Raw genomic sequence first — 15455 nt, forward strand, 5'->3', positions numbered from 1 at the left:
CTCACCGACACCGGCACTGTCTCGTCGGTGAGGGTGGCCTCTTGGGTGACCGCGTCGAGGAGTCCGTCAACGTCCACCGGCAACGTCATAACCCGCGCGCCGTGCAGGCGCTCCAGCGCGCGGCCGAGACGCGGATGCGAGTGGTCGAGGTCGACGAGTGCTACCTCGGCTTGCTGCTCTGACCTGCGTGGCCTGTCTGACCTGCGTGGCCTGCGTCGGCGGCGACGATCAGGAAGTTCGGCAGTTTCACGTATGCCTCGAGCGTCGGCTCACCCTCAGCCGCGAGAGCCGGGCCGAGCCCGGGCTCGGCGACCTCGCGCAACGTGCAGCCGAGTGCGGCCAGCTCGGGCCCAAGGCGAGGCTGAGCACGCTCGCGCGCCCGGCCATACGCCCAGATGGGCCAACTACCGTGCCCCAGGGCCAACCATCGTGCTCAGCCACGACCGGCAGGAGTCGGAAAGGTTGAGGTGGCGTTTCTGGATTGTTACCGGAAACAACAAACTAGCATCCGCCACCCCCTTCCAAAGTGGTCCATCCGGGAATACGTTGCCGCAAACAACATTCATCCGGGCCCCTCGGAAGAAAGGACCCTGCACTATGCGCAAGGGGATCCTCAGCCTGACCGCCACGGCAGCCGCGCTCGCCCTCGGTCTCACCGCCTGCGGGGGCGACAGCGGTACGACCACCACTTCGACCTCGGCCACCGCCTCGGCGGCCAAGGCGGGCAAGATCGGTGTCATCCTGCCGGACAGCAAGTCGTCGGCACGGTGGGAGACGGCTGACCGCAAGTACCTGCAGGAGGCGTTCACGGCCGCCGGCGTTCAATACGACATCCAGAACGCACAGAACGACAAGACGGCGTTCCAGACCATCGCCGACCAGATGATCACTAACGGCGCGACCGTCCTGATGATCGTGAACCTGGACAGCGGCACCGGCAAGACGGTCATCGACAAGGCCAAGTCGCAGGGCGTGGCGACCATCGACTACGACCGGCTGACGCTCGGCGGCGGGGCCGCGTACTACGTCAGCTTCGACAACACCAAGGTCGGCACGCTCCAGGGCGAGGGCCTGAGCAAGTGCCTGACCGACAAGAAGGCGGAAAAGCCGATCGTGGCGGAGCTGAACGGCTCGCCGACGGACAACAACGCCACCCTGTTCAAGGCCGGTTACGACGGCGTGCTCAAGCCCAAGTACGACGCCGGCGAGTACGTCAAGGGCCCCGACCAGTCCGTGCCCGATTGGGACAACACCCAGGCCGGCACGATCTTCGAGCAGATGCTGACCGAGCAGCCGAAGATCGCCGGTGTGCTGGCCGCCAACGACGGTCTCGGCAACGCGGCCATCACCGTGCTGAAGAAGAACAACCTCAACGGCAAGGTCCCGGTCACGGGCCAGGACGCCACCGTCCAGGGCCTGCAGAACATCCTGGCCGGCGACCAGTGCATGACGGTCTACAAGGCGGTCAAGAAGGAGGCCGACGCCGCCGCCAAGCTCGCCGTCGCGCTGGCCAAGGGTGAGAAGCCCACGGCGACCGGTTCCGTCAAGGACCCCGAGTCGAACCAGGACGTGCCGGCCGAGTTGCTGGAGCCGCAGGCCATCTACGCCGACAACGTCAAGGACGTGGTGACCGACGGCTACGTCACCAAGGAGGAACTGTGCACGGGTGACTTCGCCGCGAAGTGCACCGACGCAGGAATTCAATAATTTTGCGGGGTGCGGCCGGAGCCACGAGCGCGGCCGTACCCCCGTTTAGGGAGCCCCATGACCCCCCTCCTTGAAGTGCGCGGGATCGACAAGAGCTTCGGTCCGGTGAAGGTCCTGCACGAGGTGGAGTTCTCCGCGTACCCCGGCGAGGTGACCGCGCTCGTCGGCGACAACGGCGCGGGCAAGTCCACTCTGGTCAAGTGCATCGGCGGCATCTACCCGACCGACGGCGGCCAGATTCTCTTCGACGGCCGCGAGGTCCACGTGCACAGCCCCCGCGACGCGGGCGAGCTGGGTATCGAGATCGTCTACCAGGACCTCGCCCTGTGCGACAACCTCGACATCGTCCAGAACATGTTCCTCGGCAGGGAGCGCAAGAACGGCATCCTGCTCGACGAGGACAGCATGGAGAAGGAGGCCGAACGCACGCTCAGCGGCCTGTCGGTGCGTACGGTGAAGTCCATCAGGCAGCAGGTCTCCAGCCTGTCGGGCGGGCAGCGGCAGACCGTGGCCATCGCCAAGGCCGTGTTGTGGAACAGCAAGGTCGTCATCCTCGACGAGCCCACGGCGGCGCTGGGCGTGGCCCAGACCGCGCAGGTGCTTGAGCTGGTGCGCAGGCTCGCCGACACCGGCCTGGCCGTGGTGCTCATCTCGCACAACATGAACGACGTGTTCGCCGTCTCCGACCGGATCGCCGCCCTCTACCTCGGCAGGATGGCCGCTCAGGTCAGAACCGCCGACGTGACGCACGCACAGGTCGTCGAACTGATCACTTCCGGCCGCAGCGGCGAACTGGGCCTCAAGAACGGGGTCACTCCATGAACAAGGTCAAAGAACTCCCGGGGGAGGCCATCGTCGCGGCGGCGCAGGCCCCGTCCATCAAGAACAGCCTCGTCGCGTACGCCCAGCGGGTGCGCGGCGGCGACATGGGCGCCCTGCCGGCGGTAGCCGGCCTGCTCGTGCTCTGCTCGGTCTTCGCCGTCGCCCGGCCCTCCTTCCTCACCGCGATCAACTTCGCGAACCTGTTCACGCAGGGCGCGGCCGTCACGCTCATCGCCATGGGCCTGGTGTTCGTGCTGCTGCTCGGCGAGATCGACCTGTCGGCCGGCTTCGCCAGCGGCGTCTGCGCGGCGGTCCTGGCCGTCACACTGACCAGCGCGGGCCTGCCCTGGTACGTGTGCATGGCGGCCGCCATCCTCACCGGCGTGATCATCGGCACCGTGCTCGGCACACTGGTCGCCAAGGTCGGCATACCGTCGTTCGTGGTCACGCTGGCCGCCTTCCTCGCCTTCCAGGGCCTGGTCCTGGTGCTGGTGGACGAGGGCACGAACATCTCCATCCGCGACAGCGTGGTCGTCGCCATCGCCAACAGGAACCTGCCGCCGTGGCTCGGCTGGGCTCTGTACGCGGTCTGCGTGGCGGTCTTCGCCGGGGTGCAGCTCAGGCGGGCCAGGAACCGTACGAAGCGGGGCCTGGTCGCCGATCCGCTCTCGCTGATCGCCTTCAGGGTCGGCCTGCTGGCGGTCTTCGCCGGGCTCGCGGTCTTCGCGCTCAACCTGGAGCGCAGCCGCAACGCCGCTCTCGTCTCGCTCACCGGCGTGCCGATCGTGGTGCCGGTCATCCTGGTGCTGCTGGTCGCCTGGACGCTGGTGCTGCGGCGGACCGGCTTCGGACGTCACCTGTACGCGGTCGGCGGCAACACCGAGGCCGCCAGGCGGGCCGGCATCCCGGTCGACCGGATCAAGATCAGCGCGTTCGTGATCTGCTCCTCGATGGCCGCCATCGGCGGCATCGTGGCCGCGTCGCGGGCCAGCTCCGTCGACCCGAACACGGGCGGCAGCTCCGTCCTGCTGTACGCGGTCGGCGCGGCGGTCATCGGCGGCACCAGCCTGTTCGGCGGCAAGGGCAGGGTGCTCGACGCCGTGCTCGGCGGCGCCGTGGTGGCGGTGATCGAGAACGGCATGGGCCTGATGGGGTATGGGGCGAGTGTGAAATACCTGGTCACAGGGTCTGTCCTGCTGCTCGCCGCGGGTGTCGACGCCCTGGCGCGCAAGCGGGCGGCAGCCACTGGTCTAAGGTGATCAGCGACTCACAGCCCTTGAAGGAACCCCAGACGATGCGTGCCGGCCCCTCTCAAGAGGACATCAGACGCCACAATCTCGGCGCGCTGCTTCGTCATGTCCACCTGGGCGGGCCGATCTCGCGTGCCGAGCTGACCTCGAAGATGGGGCTCAACCGCAGCACGATCATGGCTCTGACCTCCGATCTCACCGCCGCCGGCCTCGTACGCGAGGAGCTGCCCCGCGAGACGGGCCGCGCGGGCCGGCCCTCGCTCGTGGTGCGCCCGGAGTCGGCCAGGGTCTACGTGTTCGCCTTCGACGTGGGCCCGGACCGGCTGGCGGTCGCCCGCGTCGGTCTCGGCGGGGTGATCCTCGACCGCCGGGAGTCCGAACGCGACCGCGGCGCGTTCGACCTGGACGAGCTGGCCGGGGTGCTGGCCGGGTTCGCCCGCCAGATGCGCCGCAAGACCAGGCCGGACACGGTCTGCGTGGGCGCGGCGGCGGCAGTGTCGGGCGGCGTGCGCAAGGCCGACGGCGTGGTGCGGTTCGGGCCCAACCTGAAGGCCGAGGAGGTGCCGTTCGGCGAGGAGCTGGGCCGCAGGCTCGGCCTGGGGCTGCCGGTCAGCGTGGGCAACGACGCCAACCTGGCCGCGCTCGCCGAGCACAGCCGCGGCGTCGGGATGGCCGTCAGGGATTTCATCTACCTGCACGGCGACGTCGGAATCGGCGGCGGCATCATCGCGGGCGGCCACCTGCTCGGCGGCCACGACGGCTACGGGGGCGAGGTCGGCCACATGGTGGTCAACCCCGGCGGCCGCGCCTGCGGTTGCGGCTCGCACGGGTGCCTGGAGGCGGAGGTGGGGGAGCGGGCGCTGCTGGAGTCGGCGGGCCGGGTCTCCTCGGGGCAGCAGGGCAGGGACGCCGTGCGCGCCGTGGTGGAGTCGGCGGACCGGGGCGACATCGTGGCCCAGGAGGCGCTCAGCCGGGTCGGCGACTGGCTCGGGCTCGGCGTGGCGAACCTCGTGAACATCTTCAATCCCGAAATGGTGATCTTCGGCGGGATCCTGCGGGAGATCTATCTGGGCTCGGCTGCGCAGGTGCGCTCGCAGCTCACCCTGCACGCCATGGCGCCGCAACGGGAGCGGCTGCGGCTGCGTACGTCGGCGCTCGGCGACTCCGCGACCCTGGTGGGCGCCGCCGAACTGGCCTTCGCCCACGTCCTGGCCGACCCCCTGGAGGTCCTGGCCCGCGCCAACGCGTGACCCCCGTCTCACTTGATCTTGCTCTTGGCGGCCGCCCAGGTGTCGCAGAACCCCGTGGCCCCGCCCCGGTACCCCCGGTTCTGCCAGAACGCCAGGTTGACCGGCTTGCCGTGGATGTCGCTCTCATCCGCCAGCCGCACCGCCTCCAGCCATTCGTCCCACCCGATCCCCGGTTCGATCGACTTCAGCGTGGCGCTGTAGAAGACCCCGGCGAAGCACTCGGCCTGCATCTCCAGCCGATGGCTCAGCAGTGTGCGCGCCTTCTCGGAGGCCGGCTCGTACAGCGCCGACTGCGCGTCCAGCACGCCGATGAGCTGCTGCACGTGATGCCCCCACTCGTGGGCGACGGAGTGCGCCATGTTCATCCTGAACGGGTCGCGCACGTCGCGCTTCATGATGCGGATGACGATCGTGTGCTCGTCGGGGCAGTACTGCGCGCCGCTGCTCGTGATCGACCCGCAGACCGAGTCGCTCCCCGTGGTGATCGTGATCTCGGGCGGGCTGTACGCCAGGCCCGCGGCGGCGAACCTGGCGGCCCAGAAGCGGTCGGCGCACCCGGCCATCGCCTTGTGGAAGGACTTGAGCGAGGCCAGGCTCCCCGCCTGGATCGAGGGGACCTCGCACGTCTGGGCGACCACGTCACCGGCCGTCGCGCCCAGCAGCCCGGCCTGGCCGATCCGGGTCGCCGCGCCGGCCGGCGACGGCGCGAGGAGACCCGCTGCCAAGCACACGGCCAGCGCTATGAGGGGAATGCGCACGATCGCGGATCTTATGGCCTTCGGGCGGTTTTAGCGCGGGATACTCAGGTGACATTCCGCGGACTGGCGGCCCAGGTGTTGCACGACGCGGGAGTGCCGCGGTTGAAGCCGCGCGTCATCCACGCCGCCTGCGTGGGCCCCTTGCCGTGGTCGTTCTGCGGCCAGCCCTTGGCGCCGTTCTTCCTGAACCAGCCCACCGTGTACGCCCAGTCGGCGTCGGTGACCAGCGGCGTGCCCTTCATCGTGCTCATGAAGACCGAGGAGAAACACTCCGCCTGCAACTCCGAGTTGCGCGAGAGCTGCAGCCGCCTGGCCTTCCCTGAGATCGCCCTGGCGGCCCAGTAGTAGTTCCAGATCCCCGAGACCTGCTGGACGTGGTGGCCGTACTCGTGGGCGATCAGCCGGGTGATCCCCAGCGCGAACGGGTTGCGCAGCTGCGTCCTGCTGATCATCAGGTACATCGTGCGGTCGGTGGAGCAGTAGACGCCGTCCGCGCCCGTGTTCCACGCCCCGCAGGGCGTCTTGACCTTGGTGGTGATGATGCGCAGCCGCGGCTTGGTGAAGGGCATCCTCGCCTTGCGGAACTGGGCGGCCCACGCCTTGTTCAGGCAGGCGGTCACCCGGGTGAGGAAGCGCCGGTAGGCCACCATGCTCCCGGCCGGCAGGGCGCCGGGCGAGCAGTTCACGTCGGCGAGCCGCCCGGTCCTGTAGAGGGGGCTCGCCTTCGCCAGCCGCGCCCCCAGGAGGACGTCCTCCTGCTTCTTCGTCCGCGGGTCCTTCGCGGGCGGGGACGCGAGCTTCTGCGCCTCGTTGCCGAGCGTCGTCGAGGTCGTGGCCACGTCCGCCAGCACGAGCACCAAAGCGGCCGCTGCCAGGACAAGTGCCATGGCAGCGGCCACAAGTGTCACGAGTCTGCTTGTGGGGACGGAGTTCATAGGTAACGAAAGACTAGGTCAAGATCGGACATATGTGGGTGGAATTGACTCGATGGAGTCAGCGAGGCATCCGCGAACTAGACTCTTGGGATCGCGTAAAAGAGCAGAGGGGGGTCGGATCCGTGAGCGGGTTGCTGGGCTCGATCAAGGGACCGCAGGACGTCAAACGGCTCACTGTCGAGGAGCTACCGCCGCTCGCGGGGGAGATTCGTGATGTGCTCGTCGACTCATGCTCCAGGTTCGGCGGGCACCTGGGCCCCAACCTCGGCGTCGTGGAGCTCACGATCGCCCTCCACCGCGTCTTCGACTCGCCGAACGACCCCATCATCTGGGACACCGGCCATCAGTCGTACGTGCATAAACTGCTGACCGGCAGAACCGCCGGCTTCGAGGCGCTCAAGCAGGAGGGCGGCCTGTCGGGCTACCCGAGCCAGGCCGAGTCCGAGCACGACTTCGTCGAGAACTCCCACGCCTCGACCGCGCTGTCCTACGCCGACGGCCTGGCCAAGGCGTTCAAGCTGCGCCCCGACCGCGACCGCACGGCCGTCGCGGTGATCGGCGACGGCGCGCTGACCGGCGGCATGGCCTGGGAGGCGCTCAACAACATCGCCGCCTTCAAGGACCTGCCGCTCGTGATCGTGGTCAACGACAACGGCCGCTCCTACTCGCCCACCATCGGCGGCCTGGCCTCCCACCTGTCCTCCCTGCGGGTCAACCGCCGCTACGAGGACATGCTCGACTACCTCAAGGACAAACTGGGCAACGTCCCGGTCCTCTACGACGCCCTGCACGGCTTCAAGAAGGGCGTCAAGGACGTCATAGCGCCGCAGGTGATGTTCGAGGACCTCGGCCTCAAATACGTCGGCCCCATCGACGGCCACGACGAGCAGGCCATGGAGGCGGCGCTGCGCAAGGCCCGCGACTTCCGCGGCCCCGTCATCGTGCACGCCGTCACCCAGAAGGGCCGCGGCTACTCACCCGCCGAGAACCACGACGAGGACCAGTTCCACTCGCCCGGCGCCTTCGACCGGGCCACCGGCGCGGAGAAGCCCAAGCCCCGCATCTGGACCAACGTCTTCAGCGAGGAGCTCGTCAGGCTCGGCAAGGAGCGTGACGACCTGGTCGCGATCACCGCCGCCATGCTCCACCCGACCGGCCTCAACGCCTTCGCCGAGGCCTACCCCGACCGCATCTACGACGTCGGCATCGCCGAGCAGCACGCGCTGACCAGCGCCGCCGGTCTCGCGCTCGGCGGCATGCACCCGGTCGTGGCCGTCTACGCCACCTTCCTCAACCGGGCCTTCGACCAGCTCCTCATGGACGTCGCCCTGCACCGGCTGCCGGTCACGGTGGTGCTCGACCGGGCGGGCGTCACGGGCGACGACGGCGCCAGCCACAACGGCATGTGGGACCTGTCGATCCTCCAGGTCGTCCCCGGGCTCAGGATCGCGGTGCCGCGCGACGGCGACCGCGTGACCGAGCTGCTGCGCGAGGCCGTGGCGGTCACCGACGGCCCCACCGTGCTGCGCTTCCCCAAGGGCCCGGTCGCCGAGTCCATCGACGCGGTGGGCAAGCTGGGCGAGATGGACCTGCTGCGCGCGGCCGCGGGCGAGCCCGACGTGCTGCTGGTCGGCGTGGGCCCGATGGCCCAGATCTGCATGGACGCCGCCGTCCTGCTCGACGCCCAGGGCATCTCGGCCACCGTGGTGGACCCGCGCTGGGTCAAGCCGCTGGACGAGGCGCTCGTGCTGGCCTCCTCCGCGCACAAGCTGGTGGCGGTCGTCGAGGACAACGGGCGCGTCGGCGGGGTGGGCGACGCCGTGGCCCGCCAGTTGCGCGACGCCGACGTCGACGTTCCCGTACGCACCTTCGGCATCCCGCAGGAGTTCCTCGGCCACGCCAAGCGGGCCGCGATCCTCGGCCGGATCGGCCTGACGGGCCAGGACCTCGCCCGGCAGATCACCGAGGCCATCGCCAGGCGGACCGCCCACGAGGAGCCCGCCCGCCGCTGACCACCCGGCGCACCGCGGCGGTGATCACCAGCGCCACGACCACCGCCGCGGCCGTCACCGGCAGCAGCCACTCCGCGTGCCGCCGCACCACGCCGCCGGCGACCGCGCCCAGCGTCACGTACGTGCTCACCCAGGCCGTGCTGCCCAGCATCGCCCACGGCATGAACCTGCGGTACGACATGCCCACCGTGCCCGCCACGGCCGGGGTCAGCGCGTGCGCCACCGGCAGGAAGTACGCCAGCGCCAGCGCCCACCCGTTCCGCTCGAACAGCAGCTCCGCGCGCGCCCACCGGCGCTCCCCGATGCGCCGCCCCAGCCTGCCGTGCCGCAGCCGGGAGCCGTAGCGACGGCCGAGGAAGTGTCCGCCTGAGGCGCCCGCGAAGCACGCCAGCACGCCCGCGCCGATGAGGGCGAGGGCCTCGCCCACGCTGTCGGCGGTGGCGCCCGCGACGAGCAGCAGGCCGTCGCCCGGGGTGATCAGGCCGACCCCGACGGAGGCGTCGAGGGTCAGGAAGACCAGCAGCAGCGGCAGCACCACGCCGAGATCCTGCCTGGTCAGGGCGTCGAGCAGATCGTTGAACATCTCCCCACGCTGATACCCCGATGACGGAACTCCATAGGAGCACGGCATACCCGGCATGATCACCGAGGGTGTGGGAACTATCGCTGAGCGTGGATATCTTTCGCACGAAGAGCGTCGAGCAGTCGATCCGCGACACCGAAGCTCCCGAGCACCAGCTGCACAAGCGCCTGACCGCCACCGACCTCACGGTCTTCGGCATCGGCGTGATCGTCGGCACCGGGATCTTCGTGCTCACGGGCCAGGTCGCCAAGGAGGTGGCCGGCCCGGCGGTGGCCCTCTCGTTCGTCGTCGCGGGCATCGTGTGCGGCCTCGCGGCCCTGTGCTACGCCGAGTTCGCCTCCACGATCCCGGTCGCCGGGTCCGCCTACACCTTCTCCTTCGCGACCCTGGGCGAGTTCCCCGCCTGGGTGATCGGCTGGGACCTGCTCCTGGAGCTGGCGCTGGCCGCGGCGGTGGTGTCGGTCGGCTGGTCGGGCTACTTCGCCTCGATGCTGGCCTCCATCGGCCTCGAACTGCCCGCCTGGCTGGCGGGCGACGACCCCGTGGTGAACCTCCCTGCCGTCCTCATCGTGCTCATCCTCACCGTGATCCTGGTGGCCGGGATCAAGCTGTCCTCGCGGGTCAACCTGATCCTGGTGATCACGAAGATCACGGTGGTGCTGCTGGTCATCGTGGCGGGGCTGTTCTTCATCAAGACCGCCAACTACACGCCGTTCATCCCCGAGGCGGTGGCCACGCCGCGCGTGGAAGGGCTCAAGGCGCCGCTCATCCAGGTGCTGTTCGGCATCACGCCGGTGTCGTTCGGCGTGATCGGCATCTTCTCGGCCGCGGCGATCGTGTTCTTCGCGTTCATCGGCTTCGACATCGTGGCCACCGCCGCCGAGGAGACCATCGAGCCGCAGCGCGACGTCCCGCGCGGCATCCTCGGCTCGCTGGCCATCTGCACGATCCTGTACGTCGCCGTCTCGCTCGTCGTCGTCGGCATGCAGCGCTACAGCGACCTGAGCACCGCCGCGCCGCTCTCGGGCGCCTTCACCGCGGTCGGCCAGCACTGGCTGGCCACGATCATCAGCGTCGGCGCCATCGCGGGCCTGACGACCGTGGTGCTCGTGCTGCTGATGGGCCAGACGCGGGTGTTGTTCGCGATGTGCCGCGACGGGCTGCTGCCGCGCTCGCTGGCCAAGGTGCACCCGGAGTACGGCACCCCGGCCCGGCTCACGATCCTCATCGGCGTGGTGACGATGGCGCTGGCCGGGTTCGTGTCGTTCGGTGAGCTGGCCGAGCTGGTCAACATCGGCACGTTGTTCGCGTTCGTGGTCGTGTCGATCGGCGTGGTGGTCCTCAGGAGGACCCGCCCCGACCTGCCCAGGGCCTTCCGCGCGCCGCTGGTGCCGGTGCTGCCCGCGGTGTCCGTGCTGGCCTGTGTCTACCTGATGCTGAACCTGCCGGTAGAGACCTGGCTGCGGTTCCTGGTCTGGATGGTCGTCGGCGTGGTCGTCTACTTCGGCTACGGCTACTGGCACAGCAGGACCGCGACCCCCTGGCAGAAGGCTCAGCACTAGAGACGCCGCCAGGGGGCCGAAGACCATACGCGGGGTCAGGCGAGGGCGGCGACCGCCCCGGTCGCCGCTTTCACCTGGCAGCCGTTGGCGAAGACCTTGGCCCAGTGCACGCGCGTCTCGTACCAGCGGCCCACGACCACGACGGCGTGCGGCTGGACCTCCCGGGTGCAGGCGGCGTTCGGGCTGACGTTGAGCTGCGACGGCTTGCCCTTGACCTGCTGGAGCTGGCGGCAGGCCGTCTTCGCGTCCGGATGGGTGCCCCCGAGGGGCGCGCAGTGGAGCCAGACGGTCTTCGTCGCCCCGCCCTTGACCGCGTCGACGATCTTGAGCTGCACCTTGGGAGGCGGTGCGGCCAGCGCGGGGGACGACGCGCCCAGCAGGAAGGTGCCGCAGAGCGCGAGGGTGCCGGCTGCTCTGTACATGGTTACTCTCCGTTCGTAGGACGGCACCAAACGCTACGACGGAGCCCCGGAAGAGGTGAAGGAGGCCCGCCGGGCGGGCCTCCGTTAATTACCGCGGCAGTGAGGCCACGCCCGGGGTGAGGAAGCGGGGCCGCGCGATGCCGGTCCTGTCCAGGTACGGTGTGATCCCGCCCAGATGGAACGGCCAGCCCGCGCCGAGGATCATGCACAGGTCGATGTCCTGCGCGGCGGCCACGACGCCCTCGTCCAGCATGATCCGGATCTCCCTGGCCAGCGCGTCGAGCACGCGGTCGCGTACCTGCTCGGCCGTGGACGGCGCGGAGCCGCCCTCGAACAGGGCCACCGCCTCCGGGTCGAGCGTGAAGTCCGGCCGGTAGACGCCCGGCTTGCCCGAGGCGACCAGCTTGCCCATGTTCCCCGAGACGCCGAACCGGTCGGGGAACGCCTCGTGCAGCGTCTCGGCCACGTGCAGCCCGACCGCCGGGCCGACGAGTTGCAGCAGCGCGAACGGCGTCATCGGCAGCCCGAGCCCGTCGAGCGCGTGCTCGGCCGTCTCCAGCGGCGTGCCCTCGTCCACGGCCGCCACGACCTCGCCCATGAAACAGGTCAGCAGCCGGTTGACCACGAACGCCGGAGCGTCCTTGACCAGCACCGACGACTTCTTCAGCGACCTGCCCACCGCGAACGCCGTGGCCAGCGTGGCGTCGTCCGTCGCGGCGCCCCTGATGATCTCCAGCAGCGGCATGACCGCGACCGGGTTGAAGAAGTGGAACCCGACCAGCCGCTCCGGGTGCGCCAGAGCGGCGCCCATCTCGGTCAGCGACAACGAGGAGGTGTTCGTGGCCAGCACGCACTCGGCCGAGACGACGGCCTCGACCTCGGCGAACACCTGCTTCTTGACCGCCAGGTCCTCGAACACGGCCTCGATCACGAAGTCCGCGTCGGAGAAGGCGTCCTTGGTCAGCGAGCCGCTCACGAGGGACTTCAGCCGGTTGGCCTGGTCCTGCGACACGCGTCCCTTGGTGAGCAGCTTGTCCACCTCGGCGTGGACGTACCCGACGCCCTTGTCCAGCCTGGCCTGGTCGAGGTCGGTCAGCACGACCGGGACCTCAAGGCGGCGCGCGAACAGCAGCGCCATCTGCGAGGCCATCAGCCCCGCGCCCACCACGCCGACCTTCGTGACCCTGCGGGCCAGTGAGGCGTCCGGCGCGCCCGCGGGCCGCTTGGCGCGGCGCTGCACCAGGTCGAAGGAGTAGAGCCCGGCCCGCAACTCCTCGCTCATGAGCAGGTCGGCCAGCGCCTCGTCCTCGGCGGCGAAGCCCTCGTCACGGGTGGCGGTCTCGGCCAGGGCGATCAGGTCGAGCGCCCGGTAAGGGGCGGGGGAGGCGCCGCGCAACTTCATGTCCACCAGGAACCGCGCGTCGTTGACCGCCTTCTCCCAGTCCTCGGCGTGGACCGGCCGCTCCACGACAACGTCGCCGTTGACCACGCGGGCGGCCCAGCGCAGCGACTCCTCCAGGAAGTCCGCGGGCTCGAACATGGCGTCGGCGACACCCAGCTCGTACGCCTGCGCGCCCCTGAGCATGCGGTTGTTCGCCAGCGGGTTCTCGATGATCAGCTTGATCGCGTTCGCCGGGCCGACGAGGCGGGGGAGCAGCTGCGTGCCGCCCCAGCCGGGCACCAGGCCGAGGAAACACTCCGGCGTCGCCACCGCGGGCACGCCCGCCGAGATCGTCCGGTACGCGCAGTGCAGCGCGATCTCCAGCCCGCCGCCCATGGCCGCGCCGTTCACGAACGCGAACGACGGGATCCCCAGCTCGCCCAGCCGCCGGAAGACGTGGTGGCCGAGCGCGCCGATGGCCAGCGCCTCCTCGCGGCCGGCCACGGTCGCCGCGCCCTTGAGGTCGGCGCCGACGGCGAAGACGAACGGCTTGCCCGTCACGCCCACCGCCGCCAGGTCGGTGCGCGCGGCGATCTCCGACAGGGCCCCGTTCAGCGCGAACAGGCCGTGGGGGCCGAACGTGCTGGGCTTGGTGTGGTCGAAGCCGTTGTCCAGGGTGATCAGCGCCATCGTGCCTGCCCCGTAGGGAAGCTGCACGTCGCGTACCAGGGCCTTGGTGACGACCTCGTCAGAGTTGCGCTCGCTCAGCAGCGCCCGCCAGGTGTCCATGTTGCTCATGCCAGGTTCTCCCAGATCACGGTGCCGCCCATGCCCATGCCGACGCACATCGTGGTGATGCCGTAGCGCACGTCGGGACGCTCGCCGAACTGCCGCGCGAGCTGCGTCATCAGGCGCACGCCCGAGGAGGCGAGCGGGTGGCCGTAGGCGATCGCGCCGCCGTAGGCGTTGACGCGGGGGTCGTCGTCGGCGATGCCGAAGTGGTCGAGGAACGCCAGCACCTGTACGGCGAACGCCTCGTTGATCTCGAACAGCCCGATATTCGAAATATCGAGATTCGCCAGGCGAAGCGCACGCTCCGTGGACGGGATCGGCCCCACGCCCATGACCTCGGGGTCCACGCCCGCGAACGCGTACGACACCAGCCGCATCTTCGCGTCCAGCCCCAGCTCGGCCGCCACGTCGGCGGCGGCCACGACGCACCCGGCAGCGCCGTCGTTGATCCCGGAGGAGTTGCCCGCCGTGACGTGCCCGTGCGGCCGGAACGGCGTCTTGAGGCCGCTCAGCCCCTCCATCGTGGTGCCCGGTCTGGGCGCCTCGTCCTCGACGGCCAGGCCCCAGCCCTTCTCCGCCGTCCTGATCGCCGTGGGCACCAGGTCGGGCTGGATCCTGCCGTCGGCATACGCCTTGGCCGCCTTCTCCTGCGACAGCACCGCGTACGCGTCCGCGCGCTCCTTGCCGATCGCCGGGTAGCGGTCGTGCAGGTTCTCCGCCGTCATGCCCATGACCAGCGCGCTCGGGTCGACGAGCTTCTCCGACAGGAAGCGCGGGTTCGGGTCGACGCCCTCGCCCATGGGGTGGCGGCCCATGTGCTCGACGCCGCCGGCGATGGCGACGTCGTACGCGCCGAAGGCGATGCCGCCCGCGACCGTGGTCACCGCGGTCATCGCGCCCGCGCACATGCGGTCGATCGCGTAGCCGGGCACCGTCTTCGGCAGCCCGGCCAGCACGGCCGCCGAACGCCCGATGGTCAGGCCCTGGTCGCCGATCTGCGTGGTCGCGGCGATGGCGACCTCGTCCACCCGCTCGGGCGGAAGTTGGGGGTTACGCCTGATGAGCTCGCGGATGACGCGGACGACCAGGTCGTCGGCGCGGGTCTCCGCGTAGAGTCCTTTCGGCCCTGACCTGCCGAAAGGCGTGCGCACGCCGTCCACGAACACGACGTCACGAGAGGAAGGCACGGATTCGCTCCTCGTTGTTAGCAGGGGTTCCGTGCCTATGCTACTCGTCAGTAACTACGCCGAGGACGAGGGCCACGGCCAGTAACACGTACAGGACGCTCGTGGTCGGCTCCCAGAGGTGGGCGCGGGCCCCGACCAGGCCGGCGACCGCGACCGCCGTGCCCGTCCAGAGCGCCGCGCCCTCTCGCGGGCGCGCGCCATGGCCGGGGTCCCATGGATCGCCAGGTGATCCGCCCGAGCGCAGAGCGCGCGCCAGTATCCCCACCGCGTCCAGTGCCCACCACAGCAGGAACGACACCCCGGCGCCCACGCTGATCACCGACAGGGCCTCGGCGCCCCAGGTCAGGGCGTCGGCGAAGGTGTGGAGAGAGGCCTCGCGGAAGAAGCGCGGGACGGTCCAGCCGAGCAGGAGCGTCACCGCCCAGCCGCCCGCGACGGCCGGACGGGTCAGCAGGCGGGCCCGGCCGGAGCGGGCGACGGCGTACAGCTCCCGCTCGCGCCGTCGCAGCAGGCGGGCCCTGGCGCCCCAGACGTACTGGGTGAGCGCCAGGGTGGGCAGGGCGGCGGCGAAGACGCCCAGGGACAGCACGGCGAGCGGGAGCGTCTGCTCCCTGGTCGTGGCCCTGTCGGCGAGCACCTGGGCGGTGGCCAGCAACGCGATCGAGGTGGAGAGCGCCACGAGGGCGCCGCGCCGGGCGGACCTGGTCCTGGCCCGCAGCCCGGCCACCTCTTGGGCCCCGGGGGGAGGGGCCATCTCGGTCAACAGCATGACCGTCATGATGGCGTCACCGTAC

General features: G+C 70.1%; 14 protein-coding genes. 7 read left to right on the plus strand and 7 right to left on the minus strand.

Features of this window, described 5'->3' with window-relative positions:
- The 5 genes from ACFPZ3_RS34805 to ACFPZ3_RS34825 form a co-directional block, all read left to right on the plus strand.
- Positions 1 to 182: hypothetical protein (locus ACFPZ3_RS34805; RefSeq protein ID WP_379518556.1), on the plus strand; the 182-nt coding region annotated here is incomplete at its 5' end.
- A 415-nt stretch (positions 183 to 597) separates the two neighbouring features.
- Entirely contained in the window at positions 598 to 1707 is a 1110-nt protein-coding gene (locus tag ACFPZ3_RS34810; protein WP_379518557.1) for a sugar ABC transporter substrate-binding protein, read from the plus strand.
- Positions 1708 to 1764: 57 nt separating this feature from the next.
- Positions 1765 to 2529 carry an ATP-binding cassette domain-containing protein gene (locus ACFPZ3_RS34815; RefSeq protein WP_379518558.1) on the plus strand — a complete coding sequence of 255 codons (765 nt, stop codon included), beginning with the start codon at positions 1765 to 1767 and terminating at the stop codon, positions 2527 to 2529.
- Positions 2526 to 3788, plus strand: coding sequence for a sugar ABC transporter permease (locus ACFPZ3_RS34820; protein ID WP_379518559.1), 1263 nt, complete (start codon positions 2526 to 2528; stop codon positions 3786 to 3788). Before ACFPZ3_RS34815 ends, ACFPZ3_RS34820 begins: the two co-directional genes overlap by 4 nt.
- Before the next feature lie 35 nt (positions 3789 to 3823).
- Positions 3824 to 5029 carry an ROK family transcriptional regulator gene (locus tag ACFPZ3_RS34825; RefSeq protein WP_379518560.1) on the plus strand — a complete coding sequence of 402 codons (1206 nt, stop codon included), beginning with the start codon at positions 3824 to 3826 and terminating at the stop codon, positions 5027 to 5029.
- Between the two features lie 8 nt (positions 5030 to 5037).
- Here the strand turns inward: ACFPZ3_RS34825 and ACFPZ3_RS34830 are convergent, their stop codons facing one another.
- Both ACFPZ3_RS34830 and ACFPZ3_RS34835 read right to left on the minus strand, forming a co-directional pair.
- Positions 5038 to 5787 carry a neutral zinc metallopeptidase gene (locus ACFPZ3_RS34830; RefSeq protein ID WP_379518561.1) on the minus strand — a complete coding sequence of 250 codons (750 nt, stop codon included), beginning with the start codon at positions 5785 to 5787 and terminating at the stop codon, positions 5038 to 5040.
- Positions 5788 to 5831: 44 nt separating this feature from the next.
- Positions 5832 to 6674 carry a neutral zinc metallopeptidase gene (locus ACFPZ3_RS34835; RefSeq protein WP_379518562.1) on the minus strand — a complete coding sequence of 281 codons (843 nt, stop codon included), beginning with the start codon at positions 6672 to 6674 and terminating at the stop codon, positions 5832 to 5834.
- A 179-nt stretch (positions 6675 to 6853) separates the two neighbouring features.
- Between ACFPZ3_RS34835 and dxs the strand changes: the two genes are divergently transcribed.
- A complete protein-coding gene (dxs, locus tag ACFPZ3_RS34840; protein ID WP_379519019.1) occupies positions 6854 to 8734 on the plus strand; it encodes a 1-deoxy-D-xylulose-5-phosphate synthase in 1881 nt (626 codons plus the stop codon).
- Here dxs and ACFPZ3_RS34845 read toward each other — a convergent pair.
- Entirely contained in the window at positions 8682 to 9317 is a 636-nt protein-coding gene (locus tag ACFPZ3_RS34845; protein ID WP_379518563.1) for a DedA family protein, read from the minus strand. The two genes, dxs and ACFPZ3_RS34845, sit on opposite strands and share 53 nt — an antisense overlap.
- A gap of 89 nt (positions 9318 to 9406) precedes the next feature.
- Between ACFPZ3_RS34845 and ACFPZ3_RS34850 the strand changes: the two genes are divergently transcribed.
- Positions 9407 to 10879: an amino acid permease gene (locus ACFPZ3_RS34850; RefSeq protein ID WP_379518564.1), complete on the plus strand. Its 1473-nt coding sequence runs from the start codon at positions 9407 to 9409 to the stop codon at positions 10877 to 10879.
- 35 nt (positions 10880 to 10914) lie between these two features.
- On the opposite strand, the gene ACFPZ3_RS34855 is transcribed toward ACFPZ3_RS34850, so the two are convergent.
- The 4 genes from ACFPZ3_RS34855 to ACFPZ3_RS34870 form a co-directional block, all read right to left on the minus strand.
- Entirely contained in the window at positions 10915 to 11301 is a 387-nt protein-coding gene (locus ACFPZ3_RS34855) for an SSI family serine proteinase inhibitor (protein WP_379518565.1), read from the minus strand.
- 88 nt (positions 11302 to 11389) lie between these two features.
- The gene (locus ACFPZ3_RS34860; RefSeq protein ID WP_379518566.1) at positions 11390 to 13480 is read right to left on the minus strand and encodes a 3-hydroxyacyl-CoA dehydrogenase NAD-binding domain-containing protein; all 2091 of its coding nucleotides are present in this window, start codon (positions 13478 to 13480) and stop codon (positions 11390 to 11392) included.
- Positions 13477 to 14640, minus strand: coding sequence for a thiolase family protein (locus ACFPZ3_RS34865; protein WP_379519020.1), 1164 nt, complete (start codon positions 14638 to 14640; stop codon positions 13477 to 13479). The genes ACFPZ3_RS34860 and ACFPZ3_RS34865 overlap by 4 nt, the downstream gene beginning before the upstream one ends.
- A 61-nt stretch (positions 14641 to 14701) precedes the next feature.
- Positions 14702 to 15430 carry a hypothetical protein gene (locus ACFPZ3_RS34870; protein ID WP_379518567.1) on the minus strand — a complete coding sequence of 243 codons (729 nt, stop codon included), beginning with the start codon at positions 15428 to 15430 and terminating at the stop codon, positions 14702 to 14704.
- Between the last annotated feature and the right edge of the window lie 25 nt (positions 15431 to 15455).

The organism is Nonomuraea insulae (genome assembly GCF_042656245.1).